The sequence below is a fragment of the Faecalibacterium sp. An121 genome (assembly GCF_002160915.1).
Lineage (GTDB): Bacteria > Bacillota > Clostridia > Oscillospirales > Ruminococcaceae > Faecalibacterium > Faecalibacterium avium.
The window spans coordinates 56,281-74,364 of record NZ_NFLM01000006.1 but is presented as its reverse complement, the minus strand read 5'-3'; the positions used below and the strand labels follow the sequence as shown (position 1 = coordinate 74,364).

The 18,084-nt window shown below is 63.4% G+C and carries 18 protein-coding genes and 1 pseudogene; 14 read left to right on the top strand and 5 right to left on the bottom strand.

Annotated features, from left to right (window positions below; genetic code table 11):
- The first annotated feature begins 13 nt into the window (after positions 1-13).
- Positions 14-1,489: a stage IV sporulation protein A gene (gene spoIVA, locus B5E66_RS04850; RefSeq protein WP_087229405.1), complete on the top strand. Its 1,476-nt coding sequence runs from the start codon at positions 14-16 to the stop codon at positions 1,487-1,489.
- Between the two features lie 162 nt (positions 1,490-1,651).
- On the opposite strand, the gene B5E66_RS04845 is transcribed toward spoIVA, so the two are convergent.
- Together B5E66_RS04845 and B5E66_RS04840 are read right to left on the bottom strand one after the other, a co-directional pair.
- Positions 1,652-2,752, bottom strand: a complete 1,101-nt coding sequence (locus B5E66_RS04845; RefSeq protein WP_087229402.1) for a DUF362 domain-containing protein — start codon at positions 2,750-2,752, stop codon at positions 1,652-1,654.
- A 16-nt stretch (positions 2,753-2,768) separates the two neighbouring features.
- Complete coding sequence (locus tag B5E66_RS04840; protein ID WP_087229399.1) at positions 2,769-3,437, bottom strand: flavodoxin; 669 nt, start codon at positions 3,435-3,437, stop codon at positions 2,769-2,771.
- Positions 3,438-3,739: 302 nt separating this feature from the next.
- Here B5E66_RS04840 and B5E66_RS04835 point away from each other — a divergent pair, with 302 nt between their 5' ends.
- The 6 genes and pseudogenes from B5E66_RS04835 (at position 3,740) to B5E66_RS04810 (ending at position 7,841) form a co-directional block, all read left to right on the top strand.
- Positions 3,740-4,297 carry a flavin reductase family protein gene (locus B5E66_RS04835; RefSeq protein ID WP_087229396.1) on the top strand — a complete coding sequence of 186 codons (558 nt, stop codon included), beginning with the start codon at positions 3,740-3,742 and terminating at the stop codon, positions 4,295-4,297.
- Entirely contained in the window at positions 4,294-4,797 is a 504-nt protein-coding gene (locus tag B5E66_RS04830) for a flavodoxin (RefSeq protein WP_158098330.1), read from the top strand. Before B5E66_RS04835 ends, B5E66_RS04830 begins: the two co-directional genes overlap by 4 nt.
- A gap of 128 nt (positions 4,798-4,925) precedes the next feature.
- Positions 4,926-5,807 carry a LysR family transcriptional regulator gene (locus tag B5E66_RS04825; RefSeq protein WP_087229389.1) on the top strand — a complete coding sequence of 294 codons (882 nt, stop codon included), beginning with the start codon at positions 4,926-4,928 and terminating at the stop codon, positions 5,805-5,807.
- Between the two features lie 151 nt (positions 5,808-5,958).
- The gene (locus B5E66_RS04820) at positions 5,959-6,495 is read left to right on the top strand and encodes a flavodoxin family protein (protein ID WP_087229386.1); all 537 of its coding nucleotides are present in this window, start codon (positions 5,959-5,961) and stop codon (positions 6,493-6,495) included.
- Positions 6,496-6,712: 217 nt separating this feature from the next.
- A pseudogene (locus B5E66_RS13605) lies at positions 6,713-6,811 on the top strand (carboxymuconolactone decarboxylase family protein); the annotation flags it as partial.
- Between the two features lie 25 nt (positions 6,812-6,836).
- Positions 6,837-7,841 carry an aldo/keto reductase gene (locus tag B5E66_RS04810; RefSeq protein WP_087229383.1) on the top strand — a complete coding sequence of 335 codons (1,005 nt, stop codon included), beginning with the start codon at positions 6,837-6,839 and terminating at the stop codon, positions 7,839-7,841.
- A gap of 224 nt (positions 7,842-8,065) precedes the next feature.
- Here the strand turns inward: B5E66_RS04810 and B5E66_RS04805 are convergent, their stop codons facing one another.
- The 3 genes from B5E66_RS04805 to B5E66_RS04795 form a co-directional block, all read right to left on the bottom strand.
- Entirely contained in the window at positions 8,066-9,754 is a 1,689-nt protein-coding gene (locus B5E66_RS04805; protein WP_087229380.1) for a carbon starvation CstA family protein, read from the bottom strand.
- A 569-nt stretch (positions 9,755-10,323) separates the two neighbouring features.
- On the bottom strand, positions 10,324-10,878 hold the full coding sequence (locus tag B5E66_RS04800; RefSeq protein WP_087229377.1) for a DUF4364 family protein: 555 nt from the start codon (positions 10,876-10,878) through the stop codon (positions 10,324-10,326).
- A gap of 95 nt (positions 10,879-10,973) precedes the next feature.
- Positions 10,974-11,909 carry a S1 RNA-binding domain-containing protein gene (locus B5E66_RS04795; protein WP_087229374.1) on the bottom strand — a complete coding sequence of 312 codons (936 nt, stop codon included), beginning with the start codon at positions 11,907-11,909 and terminating at the stop codon, positions 10,974-10,976.
- 184 nt (positions 11,910-12,093) lie between these two features.
- Here B5E66_RS04795 and B5E66_RS04790 point away from each other — a divergent pair, with 184 nt between their 5' ends.
- The 7 genes from B5E66_RS04790 to B5E66_RS04760 all read left to right on the top strand — a co-directional run bounded on the left by B5E66_RS04790 (position 12,094) and on the right by B5E66_RS04760 (position 18,027).
- Positions 12,094-12,297: a DUF951 domain-containing protein gene (locus B5E66_RS04790; protein ID WP_087229371.1), complete on the top strand. Its 204-nt coding sequence runs from the start codon at positions 12,094-12,096 to the stop codon at positions 12,295-12,297.
- 68 nt (positions 12,298-12,365) lie between these two features.
- Complete coding sequence (gene prfA / locus B5E66_RS04785; protein WP_087229368.1) at positions 12,366-13,430, top strand: peptide chain release factor 1; 1,065 nt, start codon at positions 12,366-12,368, stop codon at positions 13,428-13,430.
- 47 nt (positions 13,431-13,477) lie between these two features.
- Positions 13,478-14,506, top strand: coding sequence for an L-threonylcarbamoyladenylate synthase (locus tag B5E66_RS04780; RefSeq protein WP_087229365.1), 1,029 nt, complete (start codon positions 13,478-13,480; stop codon positions 14,504-14,506).
- Positions 14,503-15,123 (top strand): dephospho-CoA kinase, encoded by a 621-nt coding sequence (gene coaE, locus B5E66_RS04775; RefSeq protein WP_087229362.1) that lies wholly within the window; start codon positions 14,503-14,505, stop codon positions 15,121-15,123. Before B5E66_RS04780 ends, coaE begins: the two co-directional genes overlap by 4 nt.
- Positions 15,120-15,686 carry a lytic transglycosylase domain-containing protein gene (locus B5E66_RS04770; RefSeq protein ID WP_087229359.1) on the top strand — a complete coding sequence of 189 codons (567 nt, stop codon included), beginning with the start codon at positions 15,120-15,122 and terminating at the stop codon, positions 15,684-15,686. The genes coaE and B5E66_RS04770 overlap by 4 nt, the downstream gene beginning before the upstream one ends.
- A gap of 22 nt (positions 15,687-15,708) precedes the next feature.
- Positions 15,709-16,491, top strand: a complete 783-nt coding sequence (locus B5E66_RS04765; protein ID WP_242958090.1) for a GNAT family N-acetyltransferase — start codon at positions 15,709-15,711, stop codon at positions 16,489-16,491.
- A gap of 132 nt (positions 16,492-16,623) precedes the next feature.
- Positions 16,624-18,027, top strand: a complete 1,404-nt coding sequence (locus B5E66_RS04760; RefSeq protein WP_087229356.1) for an aminopeptidase — start codon at positions 16,624-16,626, stop codon at positions 18,025-18,027.
- The last annotated feature ends 57 nt before the right edge of the window (positions 18,028-18,084 follow it).

Genomic DNA, 18,084 nt, shown 5'->3' with positions numbered 1-18,084 from the left:
AGGAAGATACACCGTGGAAAATCCTGTACTGTATCGGGAGATCGGCGCCAGGACAGGCGGCGATATCTACATCGGAGTGGTGGGCCCGGTGCGCAGCGGCAAAAGCACCTTGATCAAGCAGTTTATGGAGGCCCTGGTGCTGCCCGCGCTGGAGGACCCTGCCGCCCGGGCCCGGGCCCGGGATGAGCTGCCCCAGTCGGCTGCCGGCCGCACCATCATGACCACCGAGCCCAAGTTCATCCCGGAGACGGCAGTGCCCCTCCAGCTGGAGGGGGGCGGCGAGTGCCGGGTGCGGCTGATCGACTGCGTGGGTTATATGGTGGAGGGGGCCATGGGCCACGAGGAGGACGAGAAGCCCCGGATGGTCAAAAGTCCCTGGTTCGACGAGGCGGTGCCCTTTGACCTGGCGGCTGAGACCGGCACCCGCAAGGTGATCCGGGATCACTCCACCATCGGCGTGGTGGTGACCACCGACGGCACCATCAGCGATATCCCCCGGGCGGGCTACGAAAAAGCTGAGGCGCGGGTGATCGCAGAGCTGGAGGAGCTGGGCAAGCCCTATGTCATCCTGCTGAACAGCGCCCATCCCGACGCCCCCGAGACCGTCCGGCTGGCGGCCGCCATGGAGGGGCAGTACCACCGGTCGGTGCTGCCGGTCAGCTGCATCGACCTGGATGCCCCCGCCCTGGAAAAGATCCTGGAAGGGGTGCTGTATGAGTTCCCCGTGCGGGAGCTGGATTTTGCCATGCCGCGCTGGGTGACCATGCTGGAGAGCGGCCATTGGCTGCAAAGCAGCGTCTATGGGGCGGCCATGGATTTTGCCAGCCGGGTGTCCCGCATGAAGGACCTGCAAAGCGGCGGCCAGGGCCTGGCCTGTGACGCGGTGCAGCAGTCGTCTGTCACCGGGATGGATCTGGCCGAGGGCAGCGTCCGGGTGACGGTGGAGCTGAAACCCGAGGTCTTTTACCAGGTGCTCAGCGAGCAGACCGGGCTGGAGATCGGGGACGAAGCGGGTCTGATGCCCTGCATCATCGAGCTGGCCCGGGCCAAACGGGAATATGAGAAGCTGCGCAGTGCCCTCGAGCAGGTGGAGGCCACCGGCTATGGCATCGTGATGCCCTCGGTGGAGCAGCTGCACCTGGAACAGCCCCAGATCGTCCGGCAGGGGGGACGGTACGGTGTGCGGCTGGAAGCCAGCGCACCGTCCATCCACATGATGCGGGCGGTGATCCGCACCGAACTGAGCCCCATCGTGGGCAGCGAACGCCAGAGCGAGGAACTGGTGGAGAGCCTGCTGGCCGACTGCCAGGAGGATCCGGTCAAGATCTGGGAGTCCAACATCTTTGGCAAGAGCCTGCATGAACTGGTCAACGAGGGATTGCAGGCAAAGCTGCTGCATATGCCCCAGGAAGCCCGCACCAAAATGCAGGAGACCCTGGAGCGGGTGATCAACGAGGGCTGCACCGGCCTGATCTGCATTCTTCTATAAAGAGCGAAAAGCGCGCCGTCCATGCATACCTGCACGGGCGGCGCGTTTTGCTGCTGCCTATTCTTCCCGCAGGGCCTGCTCGGTGGTGCGGCGGTCGCCCTCCAGACTGCGGGAGGTGCCGCGGCAGACAAAAATCCCGCCTCATACTTTCCCGGTTTTGTCTTATCCCTCCAAAAGCTCTAGCCGGTAGCTGCGGCTTCCCAGGCCGATGGCCTGGGCGTTCTCCAGCGTGTGGATGCCGTTGCGGCTCTCAATGCGCTGGGCCAGAGCCTGATGGTTGGGGGCGGCGTACACCAGATCGATGCAGGCCTGGTCCAGGGCCACCGGATCGGCGGAGGCCAGGATGCCGATGTCGGCCATTTCGGGCTCTGCGGGGTTGCCGTCGCAGTCGCAGTCCACCGACAGGCGGTTCATCACATTGAGGTAGACGATGTGCGCCCCGTGCCCCAGGGCATCCGAGACGGATTTGCCCGCGTCCCCCATGGCCTCCAGGAAAGCGTCCTGTTCGCCGCTCCACATACTGCCGCCGGTGCCGCCCGAGTGGATCCACTGTTTGCCCTCCCAGCTGCCCAGCCCGATGGAGATGTTCTTGATGGCGCCCCCGTAGCCTGCCATGGCGTGGCCCTTGAAGTGGGAGAGCACCACATAGCTGTCGTAGTCGGCAAAGGCCGCCCCCACATAGTTTTCCTGCAGCCGGGCGCCGCCCTCCACCGGCAGGGTCATCGAGCCGTTTTTGTCCTGGATCTGTACCGTGGCGATGTCGGCAAAGCCGTGCTCTCGGGCCACCTGGTAATGTTCCTCGGTGGAGCTGCGGGCGCCGCTATAGGCGGTGTTGCACTCCACGATGGTGCCGTCCAGCTGGTGGATCAGGTCGGCCACCAGTTCGGGGCGAAGGTAATTGGAGGCGGGAGGTTCGCCGGTGGACAGCTTGACCGCCACCCGTCCCGAAGGCGTCCAGCCCAGAGCCTCATAGGCCCGCACCAGCGCCGCCGCGCTGATTTCCCGGGTGAAATAGACCACAGGGGCGGCTGCATCCTGGGTCCGGTGCTGCAGGTCCGTCAGAGCGATGACGTCCCCCTCGTTGGTGGTGAGGGAGGTCGTGTCCGCTCCGCCGGAGCTTGCCGGGCTGGCAGAGCCGGCGGAAGGGGCCGGGCTGGCCGCCTGCACCGAAGAAGCGCTGGCCGCCGGGGCCGCGCCGCAGGCTGCGGCTGCCCCGCCCAGGACGGCGGCGGCGGAGAGTTTGAGAAAATCGCGCCGTTTCATGGCTGTATCCTCCTTTTTATAGAGAAAGCCCGGCCAGCCACTGGGCTACATCCTCAGCGCTGGCCGAGGAGCGAAACCGCATCCCTTCCTGCCAATCGCCCGAACCGGCCAGCTGGGCCAGGTTTTGGGCGCTGCTGCCCAGGCCCGAACTGGCCGAGGTGCAGAAGGGGATGACCCGCTTGCCCGCAAAGTCGTTGCCGGTGACAAAGCCGTTGAGCGGCCAGCCCGCCTGCCCCCACCAGATGGGATAGCCCACAAAAACGGTGTCGTAGTCCGCCCAGCCGTCGGGGGTGGTGGCTTCCAGTTCCACCGTCTGGAGGGCGGGGTCTGCGTGCTCCTGTGAGACCCGGCTGCCGCTGTCGTTGTAGTTCAGCTCCTCGTCGGTGTAGGGGTCCACCGGCTGCACCAGGAACAGGTCTGCGCCGGTGGCGTCGGCAATGTACCCGGCTACGGCGGCTGTGTTGCCGGTGGCGGAATAACAGGCCACCAGGGTACGGCTCCCGGCAGCCTGGGCGGACGCGCTGGCTGCGCTGGAAGCCGCCGAAGCGGTTGAACTGGCTGAGCTGGCCGTCAGGCTGGAGGCCTGTGCAGAAGAAGCGCTGGCCGCCGGAGCCGCGCCGCAGGCCGCTGCGGCGCCAGCCAGGGCGGCGGCAGCGGACAGCTTTAGAAAATCACGTCTTTTCATGGAAATGCCCCTCTCGTTCAAATAGAAGATGAATGTGATACAGTGCACTGTTCTGCTATTATCATAAAGCAAAAGGGGACGTTTGTCCAATACTTGGTTGTTATAGTGATTCATGCGCGTAAAGCATGGAAATGTCACAGGATGGACACAAATCAGACGGACAGGCCCCGCCGGACGTTTTCGCCGATCCATGCGCCAGGCGTATGGATCTCGATGAAATAGAAGCATTGGACATACCTCATTCTCTGCCCTATACTACGGACAGAGGGACCATTGAAAGACATTCCAAGGAGGTATACACCATGAAAAAGAAGATCGGAAACGCATTGGCCCTGTATCCCACCCCGCTGGTGGTGGTGGGCGCTATGGTGGAGGGCAAACCCAACTGGCTGCTTGTAGGGCATCTGGGCATCATGGGCCATGACCATGTGATGGTCAGTCTGGCCAAGACCCACTACACCAACCAGGGCATCCGGGCCACCGGCAAGCTCTCGATCAATATTGTGGACGAGGCGCTGCTGCCCAGGGCGGACCATGCGGGCTGTGTCAGCGGCAGCCGGGAGGACAAGTCCGGCCTGTTCCGCTGGGAGATGAGCGACGGCGGCGTCCCCATGATCTCCGACGCCCCGGTGGTGATGGCCTGCACTGCGGCGGATTTCTACGATACGCCCGGCTTTGACAACATCATCTGCACCATCGACGCCACCTATGCCGACGAGGCTGTGCTGGACCAGGAGGGCAGGCTGGATTACAGCATCCTCAAGCCGGTGCTGTTTGAAATGCCCACCTATCAGTATCTCAGGACCGGGGATGTACTGGGCAAATGTATGTCCTTTGGCAAGGATCTGGCGCAGGGATGACCGCCCGGCACGGCCCGACGGAGCCCGGGCTGCTGATCGTCTCCTATTCCTATACAGGGCACACCCGCCGGGTGGCCCGGGCGCTGCAGCAGCTCACAGGAGGGGAGTGGAGGGAGATCTATCCCTGGCAGCCCTATCCCATGGCTTTTCCGGCGCTGCTGCGGCAGGTCAAGGCGGAGATCCATGCCGGCCGCCGTCCCAGCCTGCTGCCGGGGGCCCCGTCCCCGCAGGGCTATACCGCCGTCTGTGTGGGTTCTCCCAACTGGTGCGGCGCCATCGCACCGCCCATGGCCTCCTGGCTGAGCCAGCACGACTGGGCGGGCAAAAAGATCCTGCCCTTTTATTCCCACTGCGGCGGGGTGCCCTGCTCCATGCGCCAGGAAGTGCAGCGTCTGTGCCCGGGGGCGCAGGTGACCGAGGCTCTGGGGGTGCTGGATACCGCCGGCCCGGACGCCCTGGCTGCGAAACTGGCAGTCTGGCTGGCCGCGGCGGGGGAATAAAACAGCGCTGGGAAGTCATGGACCTGTTGCGTTCCGGGGCCGGTTGTGCTACCATGGGAGCATAGCATGGAACACATCCGGGCGTTAGGATATGCCCCGGATCAAATGGCAACAAGGAGGATGGCTGGATGGAACTGCGCACTCTGCGCTATTTTTTGGCGGCGGCCAACGAGGAGAATATCACCCGGGCCGCTGACCTGCTGCACGTGACCCAGCCCACCCTGAGCCGCCAGCTGATGGACCTGGAGCGGGAGCTGGGGGCCACCCTGATGACACGGGGCAAAAAGGGGATGACCCTGACGGATGAGGGCCGCTTTTTCCGCCAGAGGGCCGAGGAGATCGTAGAGCTGGCCGACCGGCTGGAGCGTTCCTTTGCCCGGCGCAATGCAGAGGTGAGCGGGGTGGTTTCCATCGGGGCCACCGAGGCGGTGGGCAGCCGCCTGCTGGCCAGGATCATCAAGGAGTTTTCGGACAAGTACCCCCAGGTCCGCTTCGTTCTGTACAACGAGATGGCCGATTACATCAAGGAGCGGATGGACAAGGGTCTGATCGATATCGGCCTGCTGCTGGAGCCGGTGGACACCGCCAAATACGATTTTGTCCGCCTGCCGCAGAAGGAGACCTGGGGCGTACTGATGCGGGCCGACCATCCCCTGGCCGGCAGCCAGGTCATCCGTCCGCCAGAGGCCGCCGCTTACCCTCTGATCCTGCCTCTGCGGGAGCCGGTGCGGGCCGAGATCCTCAACTGGCTGCAATGCGACGAAAAAGACCTGAGCATCCCGCTGAGCTATACGCTGCTGTCCAACGCGGTGCTGCTGGTAGAGGCTGGGCTGGGCTGCGCTTTCTGCCTGGACGGCGCCCTGGCCATCCACAGCAGCCCGCAGCTGCGCTTTATCCCCATCTCGCCCGAACGCATCAGCGTCCTGGTATGGAAGAAGGACCGCCTGTTCTCCCCGGCGTCCTCGCTGTTCATCCAGGAGGTCAATATGCTGCGGGCTGCGCTGGAATAAACATTGCCCCCGGACGAACGTTCGGGGGACTTTTATGCGCTGAATTATGTGGCAGGCGTATGGATCGCGATAAAAGATAGGTATTGGACATTGCACGGCCGCCGCCCTATAATGAAATCAACATCCGGACCGGAAAGGAAGGTGAGAAGCAATGAAGATCGTTATTCTTGCAGGCAGCCCCAACAGGAAGGGCTCCTCCAACCTGCTGGCCGACTGCTTCCGGCAGGGGGCGGAGGAGGCGGGCCACACGGTGGAGATCATCGACGCGGCCTATGCCGATATCCACCCCTGCACCGGCTGCATCCACTGCGGGTATGAGGGCCCCTGCGCCCAGAAAGACGGGATGGAGCGCATCCGCCCGGCCATCCTGGGGGCGGATATGCTGGTGTTTGCTACGCCGCTGTATTACTATGGGATGTCCGCCCAGCTCAAGACCCTGATCGACCGGTTCTGCGCTTTCAACGGTTCGATCCAGCGCAGGCATATGAAATCGGCCCTGCTGGCCGCCGCCTGGAACGACGACAGCTGGACCTTTGAAGCGCTGGAGGCCCACTACAAGACTCTGGTGCGCTATCTGGGGTTTGAGGATATGGGGATGGTGCTGGGGGCCGGCTGCGGCACCCCGTCCATGACCCAGCACTCCCGTTACCCGCAGCAGGCGTACCAGCTGGGCAACCGCCTGAAGTGAGGCGGCGCGCAGCCTGCCGCCATTTTTCAGCTTGGAAGATCTTACAAAGGAGGATCGGACGATGGACTATCGAAAGACAGACCTCGCGTTTATGGAGCGGGCCGAACGGTTTGCTTTTGAGGAAGTGCCCGCAGAGGAGGGCCAGCAGCTGGATGCACCCACCCGCTGGCTGGCAATCCTAGCGGCGCTGGTGGGCTGCCAGGGACTGGATGCTTATAAGGCGTTCCTGGTGCGGGTGGTGTCTCAGTGCCTGCCCTATATCGGGTATCCCCGCAGCCTGAACGCCATCACCTGCATCAACAAGGCGGTAGAGTAAAGCGCCGAAAGAGAGGAGCAAGACGATGGAATACACAAAACTGGGCAGCACCGACATCACCATTTCCAAGCTGTGTGTGGGCTGCATGAGCTTTGGCAAGGCTGGCACCATGCACGACTGGACGCTGGATGAGGACGCCAGCGAGCAGGTCATCCGGCACGCTTTGGATCTGGGCATCAACTTTTTTGACACCGCCAACGGCTATTCGGAGGGCACCAGCGAGGAGTACCTGGGCCGCGCCCTCAAGCGCAATGTCCCGCGGGACAAGGTGGTGATCGCATCCAAGGTCTATTTCAACCCCGGCCGCCTTTCCCGGGAGGCCATCATGCGGGAGATCGACGGCAGCCTGCGGCGGCTGGGCACCGACTATCTGGATCTGTACATCATCCACCGCTTTGATTACGATACCCCCATCGAGGAGACCATGGAGGCCCTGCACGATCTGGTCCGGGCCGGCAAGGTGCGGGCGCTGGGCGCGTCGGCCATGTACGGCTATCAGTTCTACAATATGCAGCTGGCCGCCCGGGACCACGGCTGGACCCCCTTCTCGGCCATGGAGAACCACTACAACCTGCTGTACCGAGAGGATGAGCGGGAGCTGATCCCCATTTGCAGGCAGATGGGAGTGACGCTGATGCCTTACAGCCCGCTGGCCGCCGGCCATCTGACCCGCCCCACCTGGGAGGCCGACACCCTGCGGGCCCGGACCGACCGGGTAGCCATGGGCAAATATGACCGGATGGAGCAGCAGGATATCCGGATCGTTCAGCGGGTGGATGAGCTGGCCCGGCAGAAGGGGTGCAAGATGTCCCAGATCGCCATTGCATGGCAGTGGGCCAAAGGGGTGGCTTCTCCCATCATCGGGGCCACCAAGACCCGCTATCTGGACGATGCCGCCGGCGCGCTGGACGTGCACCTGACCGCAGAGGAAGTGGCCTATCTGGAGGAGTGCTACGTCCCGCACCCCATCGTAGGGGCCATCAACGCAAACCCGCCCGAGGGCGTGGTGCTTCTGGACGAGAAGAAGTGATCCCCTCAGCCGCATAAAAAGAGCCGCCCCCGGCTGCGCGCCCCAGCGGGAATGGGATGACGCGGTGGCCTACCTCACCGGCGGGCCGCCCGCGCCCAGCCCTGAAGCCGCCCAAGCTGCCCTGCTGGCCTGGCTGGCATAAAAGCCCCGGCCGGGACAAAATAAAAACCCGCCTTTTCCGCTTGTGCAGCCGGGAAAGGCGGGTCTTGTTTTTTACAGCGGGATCATTTGACCTCGCTGTTGTGCTTGGCCTGGAAGTAGGAGCGCAGGGAGTTGACCACGATGGTCAGGCCCAGAGCGATCAGCAGCACGGCAATGATCAGCTGCAGGCCCTCCAGCATAAAGGTGGCGCTGCCTGCCTGGAATGCCTGGATCAGAGCGATCAGACGCTCCACCAGAGCGGTGAAGGTGACGCAGAGCATGATCACCAGGGGAGGGAACAGCATCTTGTTGTTGCGGCCGGTGACCTTGAGGAAAACGCACAGGGTGACCAGCACCAGGGCGCTGAGCAGCTGGTTGGCCGAACCGAACAGGGGCCAGATGTTGGAGTAGCCCACCTTGGTGAGGATGAAGCCGCACACCAGGGTGACCACAGTGGCAAAGTAGGTGTTGCACAGCAGCTTCCGCCAGCCCTCGGCGTGGGCCATGTCGTCCACGCTGAACAGCTCCTGGAAGCTCATCCGGCCGATGCGGGCCACGGCGTCCAGGCTGGTGAGGGCCAGGGCGGATACGCACATGGTCATGAAGCACTGCGCCACATAGACCGGCACGCCGAACATCTCCAGGAAGCCGGCCACGCCCCGGCTGAAGATCTGGAAGGGGGTGCCGGCGGCAGCGGTGCCGTCAGCGGCGGCAGAGGCGCCGGCCACACACAGGGCCAGCACCGCCAGCAGGCTCTCCAGCACCATGGCGCCATAGCCTACCTTGAGCATATCCTTCTCGTTCTCCACCGTCTTGGAGGAGGTGCCGGAGGACACCAGACTGTGGAAGCCCGACACGGCGCCGCAGGCCACCGTGACGAACAGGATGGGGAACAGATCGCCCAGGCTTGCGTTGTGGAAGCCGGTAAAGACGGGCAGGTTCATGGTGGGATGGGCCACCAGCAGACCCACCACGGCGCCCGCGATCATGCCGATGAACATGAAGGTGGTCATATAGTCGCGGGGCTGTTTCAGCAGCCACATGGGCAGTACGGCTGCAAAGAAGATGTAGACAAAGGTGATGTAGGTCCAGGTGTTCTGGTCGGCGATCAGGGGCATCATCATGCCCAGGGCCAGGGCGGCCACGGTGCACACCAGGCCCACGGCGACCTCTTTCCAGCCGGTGAAGTGGAACTGCTTTTGCAGCAGGCCGAAGATCATGGCAAAGACGATGAACAGCAGCGAGATGGTGCCGGCTGCGCCGTTGCTCTGGGCGGCTTCCACCAGTGCGCCGTCGGTGCCGAAAGCGTTGAAGGTGCCGGCCACCATATCGGCAAAGGCGGCGATGACCAGCAGGGTGAACAGCCAGCAGAACAGGAGGAACAGCTTGCGGCCCAGCTTGCCGATGTATTTCTCGATCAGCAGGCCCATGGATTTGCCGTCGTTCTTGACGCTGGCGTACAGGGCGCCGAAATCGGTGACGGCGCCAAAGAAGATGCCGCCCAGCAGGATCCACAGCAGCACCGGCAGCCAGCCGAAGGCGGCTGCCTGGATGGCGCCGGTGACAGGGCCCGCCCCGGCGATGGAGCTGAACTGATGGCTGAAAACGGTCCAGCCATCGGTGGGGACGTAGTCCTTGCCGTCGTTCAGGCGAACGGCAGGGGTCTTGGCGGTGGGATCGATGCCCCAGCTCCTGGCGATCCAGCGCCCATAGAGGGCATAGGCCGCGATGAGGCACACCGCCGCGATGAGGACGATTACGAGTGTGTTCATGATTTTCCCTTCTCTCTTTTGATTTGGACGAGCCTGAACGACCGGCCGCGCCGGGCGCTTTGGATGGTCCAGACAGGCCCTGCCCCGTGGTCCGGGGCGGTGGTTCTCCAGCCGGCTGCGCGGAAATGCCGCATGAAAAAAGCCTCCGCCCTTGCAGGACAGCCCGAAGGCTGCTGCAAAGACGAAGGCTGAATGCTCCGCGTTACCACTTTGCTTGCCGCCCCGAAAGGCGGCCGCTCTGCCGCGGCGGAAGGCTCTGGGCCTCTTTACCGCGTGCCCATTCTAACGGCGGGCTTCCCGGCCTGGGTTACTGGGCGCGGCGCGCCGTTCACACAGGCTGCTTGCAGGGGATGGCCGGCCCGCTCCTTGCTGCCGCCTTCCCATCGTCGGCGGCTCTCTGCAAGCGGTGTGCGGGCAGGTGCGTCCTGTTCATCGCATTTGGCATCTGGCTTTTGAACGACACAAAAGTAGCACGAGGATGAAAGCTTGTCAACCGTTTGATGAAGATTTGTATGGGGTGATAAAACTGTGAGGGGAAAGTGAACAAACTTTGAACAGTTTTTGGCTGCTCACAGCTCGTCTTCGGTCAGCTTGTTGATGAGCAGCTGGTAAATTTCGTTGCCCTTGAGGATGAACTGGCGTTTGACCAGCTCAGCGGTCAGGCGGTCGGGCATCCCCAGCTCGAGGCAGAACAGCTTTTCGTCCAGCCGGTTGATCATGCAGCGGACGGTGCAGTGCCCGTCTGTCCGCTCCGAGATGACGGCGCTGTATTCGGCCTGTTTGCGGGTCCACAGCTGCGCCTTGACCACGGCGGCCACCGCCCGTTCCCGGACGCTGAGAGGCAGGTCGTAGGCCAGCTCCCGGGCCACGCGGCGGCCCTTTTCGGTGATGGTGAACTGCCCGTCCCCGTCCTGCTGCACCAGGCCCTGGCGCTTGATGTCATCCAGACAGGAGCCGATCTCAAAATAGTTCACCAGCTGCGCGTCCATCAGCCCGGCCTCAAGCTGCTGCTGGGTGATGGGGCCGCTGTGCTGGACCAGGTAGCACAGCAGCAGACGGATCTCGGTGCTGTTGTTCAGCCCGCCGGGCCGGACCCCGGCGGTAAAAGCATCGCGTTCAGCCATGGTTCTTCACATCCTTTATACACAAGGGCGGGCGGCGGCCCGCCGGTATGGCTTTTAGGTCAATATAAACAGTATAAGGAATTTTGGCGCGGATTTCAAGCGGGATTGCAGGCCGGGCAGGTAAATTCGGTCACGATCTGCTTTTTGCTCTCGGGAGTGGAGTAGACCCACCGGTCGATGTGCCCCTGGGTGATAAAATACTGCAGGTCGAACCGATGGCTCTGGCCCAGGTTGCGGTTGACGATCACCAGCTTGATCTTCATTTTTTCGGGCAGGATGCTCTTGATGTAGACGCTGACCGCCTGGCCGGGGCGCAGGTCGGGGCAGCTTTCGGCCAGTCCTGCCAGGTTGGGCGCGATCTCGATGAAGGTGCCGTATTCCTCCACGCTGCGCACGATGCCCACCACCGTTTCCCCGGCCGAGAATGCGGCGGCGTTTTCGGCCCAGGTGCCCAGCAGCTCCCGGATGGTCAGGACAAAGCGCCCCTGGGCGTCCCGGCTGCGGATGGCGCAGAGGATCTGCTGGCCCACGCTGACCCGGTCGGCGGGGGAGGAGATGCGGCTGACCGACAGGCAGTCGATGGGCAGCAGGGCGCTGATGCCGCAGCCCACGTCGCAGAACGCCCCAAAGGACTCGATGTGGGTCACCGCGCAGGGCAGGATGTCCCCGGGGCCCAGCGTGTCCAGGTACTCTGCCTTGCACATCTGCTGGGCTCTGGCGCGGGACAGCAGGTAATAGGGCCGGCCCTGGGAGTCCTGCTCCAGGCTCTCGATGACAAAGCAGGTGGGGCGTCCCACCCGCGTCAGCACCGCGATGTCGCGCACGGTCCCGATGCCTGCGCCGTCGGCGCACTGGGCAAAGGGCATGACCCCCCGCACGCCGCCCAACTCAAACCGCAGCTGGCGCTGGGTGTCAAAGGCCAGGGCGGTGCTCTGGAGGATCTCGCCGCTGGCCATGGCGGCCCGCAGTTCGGCGCTGCCCAGGCGGGCCGCGTCGCGGTAGTTGCCTTCGGTTCTAAAGGTTTGCATCATCTTTCATTCCTCTTTCTTCGGTTCTGTTGCATGGTCGGTAGCAAGCCGCCGGGGCGGCCTGTTACAGCATATGCAATTTTTCAGCCCGGTATTTGCTTTGTTGATTTTTGCGGTCATTTGTTTTATACTATGGGATACGGTGCGTTTTGGCCCGTACACACAGAAAGGAAAGGAGTCCGGCTTTATGGACATCGCTGTGGGCGACATCATTCAGACACGGAAAAAACACCCCTGCGGCGCTTCGAGCTTTGAGGTGCTGCGGGTGGGGATGGATTTCCGCATCCGCTGCACAGGCTGCGGGCGGGAGGTCATGCTGCCCCGGGCCAAGATCGAAAAGAACATCAAAAAGGTCCTGAAGCCCGCTCCCGGTCCCGACGACAAAGGGTAGACGCTCTCTTTTTGCAGGTACTTGCGACGCGATGCAGAAAGGAGACCCTTTTGTCACTGGAACAGCAAATGGCGGTGGTCAGCCGCCGCTTTGAAGAACTGGCCCACAGGCTGAACCAGCCCGAGACCGCGGCGGATCCTGCGTTGTTCCGCCGCCTGATGCAGGAGTATCACGAGGCGGAACCGGCGGTGGCTGCCTACCGGGAATGGCAGACCGCCCTGGACCACCTGGCCCAGGCCCAGGCTCTGCTGGACAGCGAGGACGCCCGGGAGCCGGACTTCAAACAGATGATACAGCAGGAGATCTGCGAAAAAGCGCAACAGGCGGCGAAACTGGAAAATTCTCTCAAACTGCTGCTTGTGCCCCGGGATGAATACGACAACCGCAGCGTCATCATGGAGATCCGCAGCGGGGTGGGAGGCGAGGAGGCAGCCCTCTTTGCCCACAGCCTGCTGCGGATGTACACCATGTACGCCCAGAACCGGCGCTGGCAGCTGGAGCTGCTCAGCCTCAGCGAGACCGAGCTGGGGGGCGTGCGGGAGGCGGTGGTGTCGGTGGACGGCCAGGGGGCGTACAGCCGCCTGAAATTTGAAAGCGGGGTCCACCGGGTGCAGCGGGTGCCCGACACCGAGACCCAGGGCCGCATCCACACATCCACAGCCACGGTGGCCGTGCTGCCCCAGGCCGAGGAAGTGGAGGTGCAGCTGGACATGAAAGATCTGCGCATCGACACCTTCCGTTCATCGGGGGCCGGCGGCCAGCATATCAATAAGACGTCCAGCGCCATCCGGGTCACCCATCTGCCCACCGGCATGGTGGTGGAGTGTCAGAACGAGCGCAGCCAGTTCCAGAACAAGGACAAAGCCCTGGAGATCCTGCGCAGCCGCCTGCTGGCCCACAAAAAGGCCCAGCAGCAGGACGAGATCAACGCGGGGCGCCAGGCCCAGGTGGGCACCGGCGACCGCAGCGAAAAGATACGCACGTACAATTTTCCCCAGGACCGCTGCACCGACCACCGGATCGGCCTGACCGTCCACAACCTGGATAAGGTGATGGACGGCGGGTTGGACGAGGTGCTGGATGCCCTGGTGCTGCATGAACAGGCCGAAAAGCTGGGCAAACTGGCTTTTTGAGCTGTTGGATGAGGCGCGGCCTGACCGCGCCGGAAAGCGATGAAAGAATGGATGCGATAGAAACCCTTCTCTGCCCGGCGGACCGGGATGGCATTGCCCGGGCTGCCGCCCTTTTGCGGCAGGGAGAAATCATTGCGCTGCCCACTGAGACGGTGTACGGCATTGCAGCCGACGCCCGCAACGGCAGCGCGGTGGCAAAGATCTTCAAGGCCAAGGGCCGCCCCCAGGATAACCCCCTCATCGTCCACATCGACGATGTAAAGATGCTGCCCGGCCTGGTCAGCGAATTCCCCGAGCGGGCCCAGCTGCTGGCTGCGGCCTTCTGGCCGGGGCCTTTGACCATCATCATGCCCCGCGGCCCCCAGGTGGCCGACGAGTGCTGCGCCGGACTGGACACGGTGGGGATCCGTATGCCCAGCCACCCGGTGGTACGCCAGGTGATCGAGGCCAGCGGCTGCGCCTTTGCGGCCCCCTCGGCCAACCTTTCGGGCAGGCCCAGCCCTACCACCGCCCAGGATGTGCTGGCCGATATGCAGGGCCGCCTGCCCCTGATCCTGGATGGCGGCCCCTGTGCGGTGGGGGTGGAATCCACCGTCGTTTCGGTGGTGGGAGAGAAGCCCACCCTACTGCGCCCCGGGTACATCACTCTGGAGGATCTGGAGCGCGCCCTGGGCGAGGAAGTGATATTGTCCGGGGCCATCCTGGAAAAGCTGGCGGAGGGCGAGGTAGCCCGCAGCCCCGGCATGAAGTACAAACACTACGCCCCCAAAGCGGATATCACCATCCTGGAGGGGAGCTTTGAGCAGTTCAAGGCCTATGTGGAAGCCCATGCCGGCCAGGACCCCGCCTGCCTGTGCTTTACCGGGGAGGCGGAGAAACTGGGCGTGCCCTGCGTGGAATATGGCCGGGAAGGGGACGGGGCCGATCAGTCCCGGCATATCTTCCGGTGCCTGCGGGCCCTGGACGAACAGGGGGACCGGGTGGTCTACGCCCGCTGCCCCCGGAAGGACGGCGTTTCGATGGCGGTATACAACCGTCTGATCCGCGCCGCGGCGTTCCGGGTGATCCGGCTATGATGACGGTGGGGATCACAGGCCGCAGCGGCTGCGGCAAATCCACAGTGACCGCCTGCTTTCTTGCTTTGGGGGTGCCGGCGGCCGATGCGGACCAGATCTCCCGCGAGATCCTGCAGCCCGGCAGCCCGGTGCTGGTGCAGCTGGCGGACCGGTTCGGCTCCGACATCCTTCGGGACGGCGTACTGGACCGGCGGCTGCTGGCCGACCGCGCTTTCCAGACTCCGGAAGGCAAGGCGGCGCTGGATGCCATCACACACCCGGCCATCATCCGGCGCATCCATGAGGCCCAGGCGCAGGCCCGGGCTGCGGGCAGCCCTCTGTTTTTGATCGACGGGGCGGTATTGGTGGGCAGCGCCCTGGACGGCCAGTGGGATAAGCTGGTGGTAGTCGCCGCTCCCTACGAGACCAGCGTCGAGCGGATCGTCCAGCGGGACGGCATCAGCCCCGAAATGGCCCGCCGCCGCCTGGACGCCCAGCTGCCCGAAAGCCAGTTGGCGGCCCGGGCGGATATCCTGCTGCACAACGACGGCACCAAAGAGCAGCTGCACCGCAAGGCCCAGGCCCTTGCGGCCCGGCTGCTGGCCGAGGCGAAAGGGGGCGCGGGTCAGACGGTTTGAAATCACGAAGAACATGCATTGCCCTTTTGCTGGCGGCGGTGCTGCTGCTCTGCCTGCCCACCGCAGTGCGCCAGGTGGAGCTGCAGCTGTACCCCCGGCGCTTTTCCGCCCAGGTGGAGACCTATGCGGCGGAATACGACCTGGATCCGCTGCTCATCTATACCTTCATCCGCACCGAGAGCAGTTTCAAGCCGGATGCAGTGTCCAGCGTGGGGGCCCGGGGCCTGATGCAGATGACCAGCGACACCTTTGAGTGGATCAAGTCCAAGCTGGCCCCCGACGAACCACTGACGTTTGACGACCTCTACGACCCCGGCTGCGCCATCCGCTTTGGGGCGTATTATCTCCGGCTCTGCCTGGACCGGTATGGCGGGGATGTGGCCACCGCCGCTGCGGCCTACCACAGCGGCTGGGGCACGGTGGACAGCCTGCTGGCCCATGAGGACTATGTGGGGGACGGCAAGACCCTGCCTTCCTTCCCATACAGCCGGATGAACCACTATGTAGAGAAGATCCTCCGCTGCTATGAGCGATATACAAGGCTGTATGACGCTGCATCGTAGGCGGCTTTGAGGAGATTACAATATGATTATGATACAGACAAGAAGGACCGACGAGAAATTTCTGGCGCTGTTTTCGGTCTCGCACCCGTTCTCGGAGCATCTGACCAAGCGGGAGGATGACCAGCTGCGGGACAAATACGATCACAACGCATTTTTCTATCAGGGGCAGCCGTCGGAGCAGGAGGTGCGCAGGGCGCTGGCGTACCAGAAGGCGAGAGGGGACGGTTTCCTCAAGCTGGAGGGATACGCGCCGCTGGAGAAGGACTTTGGTCTGGAGCGGGAAGAAACGCTGACCATGGTCCTGCCGAACGAGGCGGATCCCTCGGCCTGGAAATCTGCCCCCAACGTCACGGTCGGACTGCCTGACCCCGCCCAGCTGGAGCAAAACGAGCTGCGCTATTATGGCCCGCTGTACGGCGAGGATTTCACGGTGCGGAACCTTTGCCGCCTGCGGCAGAAGCTCACCTACCATGGGGCTTACCTGGACGGGAAACTGGCCGGCTCCTGCTACACCTATTCATACGGCGGGTTTACCTGCATGGACGGCCTGCTGGTGGACAGCGAGTTCCGCTGCCGCTATGTGGCTACGACCCTGCTCAAGGCCATGGCCCTGCAGGCAAGGCGGGAAGGGAACACCCTGTACCTGCACGCAGACCCGGAGGACACGCCCAAAGATCTCTACGCCCGGATGGGCTTTGAGACGGTGGACCGGGTCTATGAGTACCTCTGCACCGACCTTTCCCGCCTGAGTCTGGGAGAAGAGCAGAAACCAAGCTATACGGAGCATGACGGCTCCAGTATATAAACGGAAAGAGGGCTTTTGCGGGTGCGCGATGCGCGTAAAATACTGAAAAGTGATTTCACTTTACAGTATTTTAGGGCGAAACAAAGTGCATTTTGCAAAAACCCTGGAATGTAAATTGAGAGGTGTATAGAAATGAAAGAACTGACTGCCGCACAGCAGAAAGCCAAAGAGCTGCTGTACGAGCCCGCCTACAAGTGCGACAAGGACGCCCAGGTGCGTCAGGCTGCCGCCGCTTTTGGTGAGGGCTACAAGGATTTCCTGACCCGCTGCAAGACCGAGCGGGAAGTGGCTGTCTACGCCGAGAAGGCCCTGCAGGAAGCGGGCTACCAGCTGTACGATGACCGCAAGCAGTACGCTGCCGGCGACAAGGTCTACTGGATCTACCAGGGCAAGACGGTGCTCTGCGGCACCATCGGCACCCGCTCGATGGAGGAGGGCTTCCACCTGGTCATCGCCCACATCGACAGCCCCCGGCTGGACGTCCGGCCCAACCCTCTGTATGAGGCTTCCCACTTCAGCTACCTCAAGACCCACTACTACGGCGGCATCCGCAAGTACCAGTGGGTCACCATGCCGCTGGCCATCCACGGCGTGTTCACCCGGGCCGACGGTACCACCGTCACCCTGCAGGTGGGCGAGGACGCAGGGGATCCGGTGTTCTGCATCACCGACCTGCTGCCGCACCTGAGCGCCGAGCAGAACAAACGCGAGCTGTCCGACGGCATCCGGGGTGAGGAACTGAATATCCTGATCGGCTCGGACGCCGTGGAGGATGAGGACGTCAAGGAGAAGGTCAAGCTGAACACCATGATCCTGCTCAACGAGAAATACGGCGTCACCGAGAAGGACTTCACCCGCGCCGAGCTGGAGATCGTCCCCGCCAGCCCCGCCCGCGACATCGGCTTTGACCGGTCGATGGTGGGCGGCTACGGCCAGGATGACCGGGTGGACGCCTACGCCGCCCTGAAGGCCGAGCTGGAGGTCAAGGACCCCGCCTTCACCACCATCTGCGTTCTGGCAGACAAGGAGGAGATCGGCAGCTACGGCATCACCGGCATGGGCAGCGCCTACACCTTCGACTGGCTGCGCCAGCTGTGCCGGATGCAGGGGGCCGATGAGATCCGTGCCTTCCGCAACAGCCTGTGCCTGTCGGCGGACGTCACTGCCGCCTACGACCCCACCTGGTCCAGCGCCTTTGAGCCCCAGAACGGCACCTATGCCGGCCGGGGCGTGGCCTTCTTCAAGTACACCGGCAGCCGCGGCAAGAGCGGCGCCAACGACGCCACCGCCGAGCAGATGGGTTACCTGACCCGGATGATGGACCAGGCCGACGTGGCCTGGCAGATCGGGGAGCTGGGCCGCATCGACCTGGGCGGCGGCGGCACGGTGGCCACCGAAGTGGCCCACCAGGGGATCGCCGTGGTGGATATCGGCGTGCCCGTGCTGTCCATGCACTCGCCCTTCGAGGTGGTCAGCAAGAACGACCTGTACATGGCTTACCGCGCTTTCAGCACCTTCCTTGCGGCAAAGCAGTAAAAGTTCAACAAAACGGGGGAGCGGCGCGGTCAGTGCCGCTCCCTTTTGCGGGTGGGA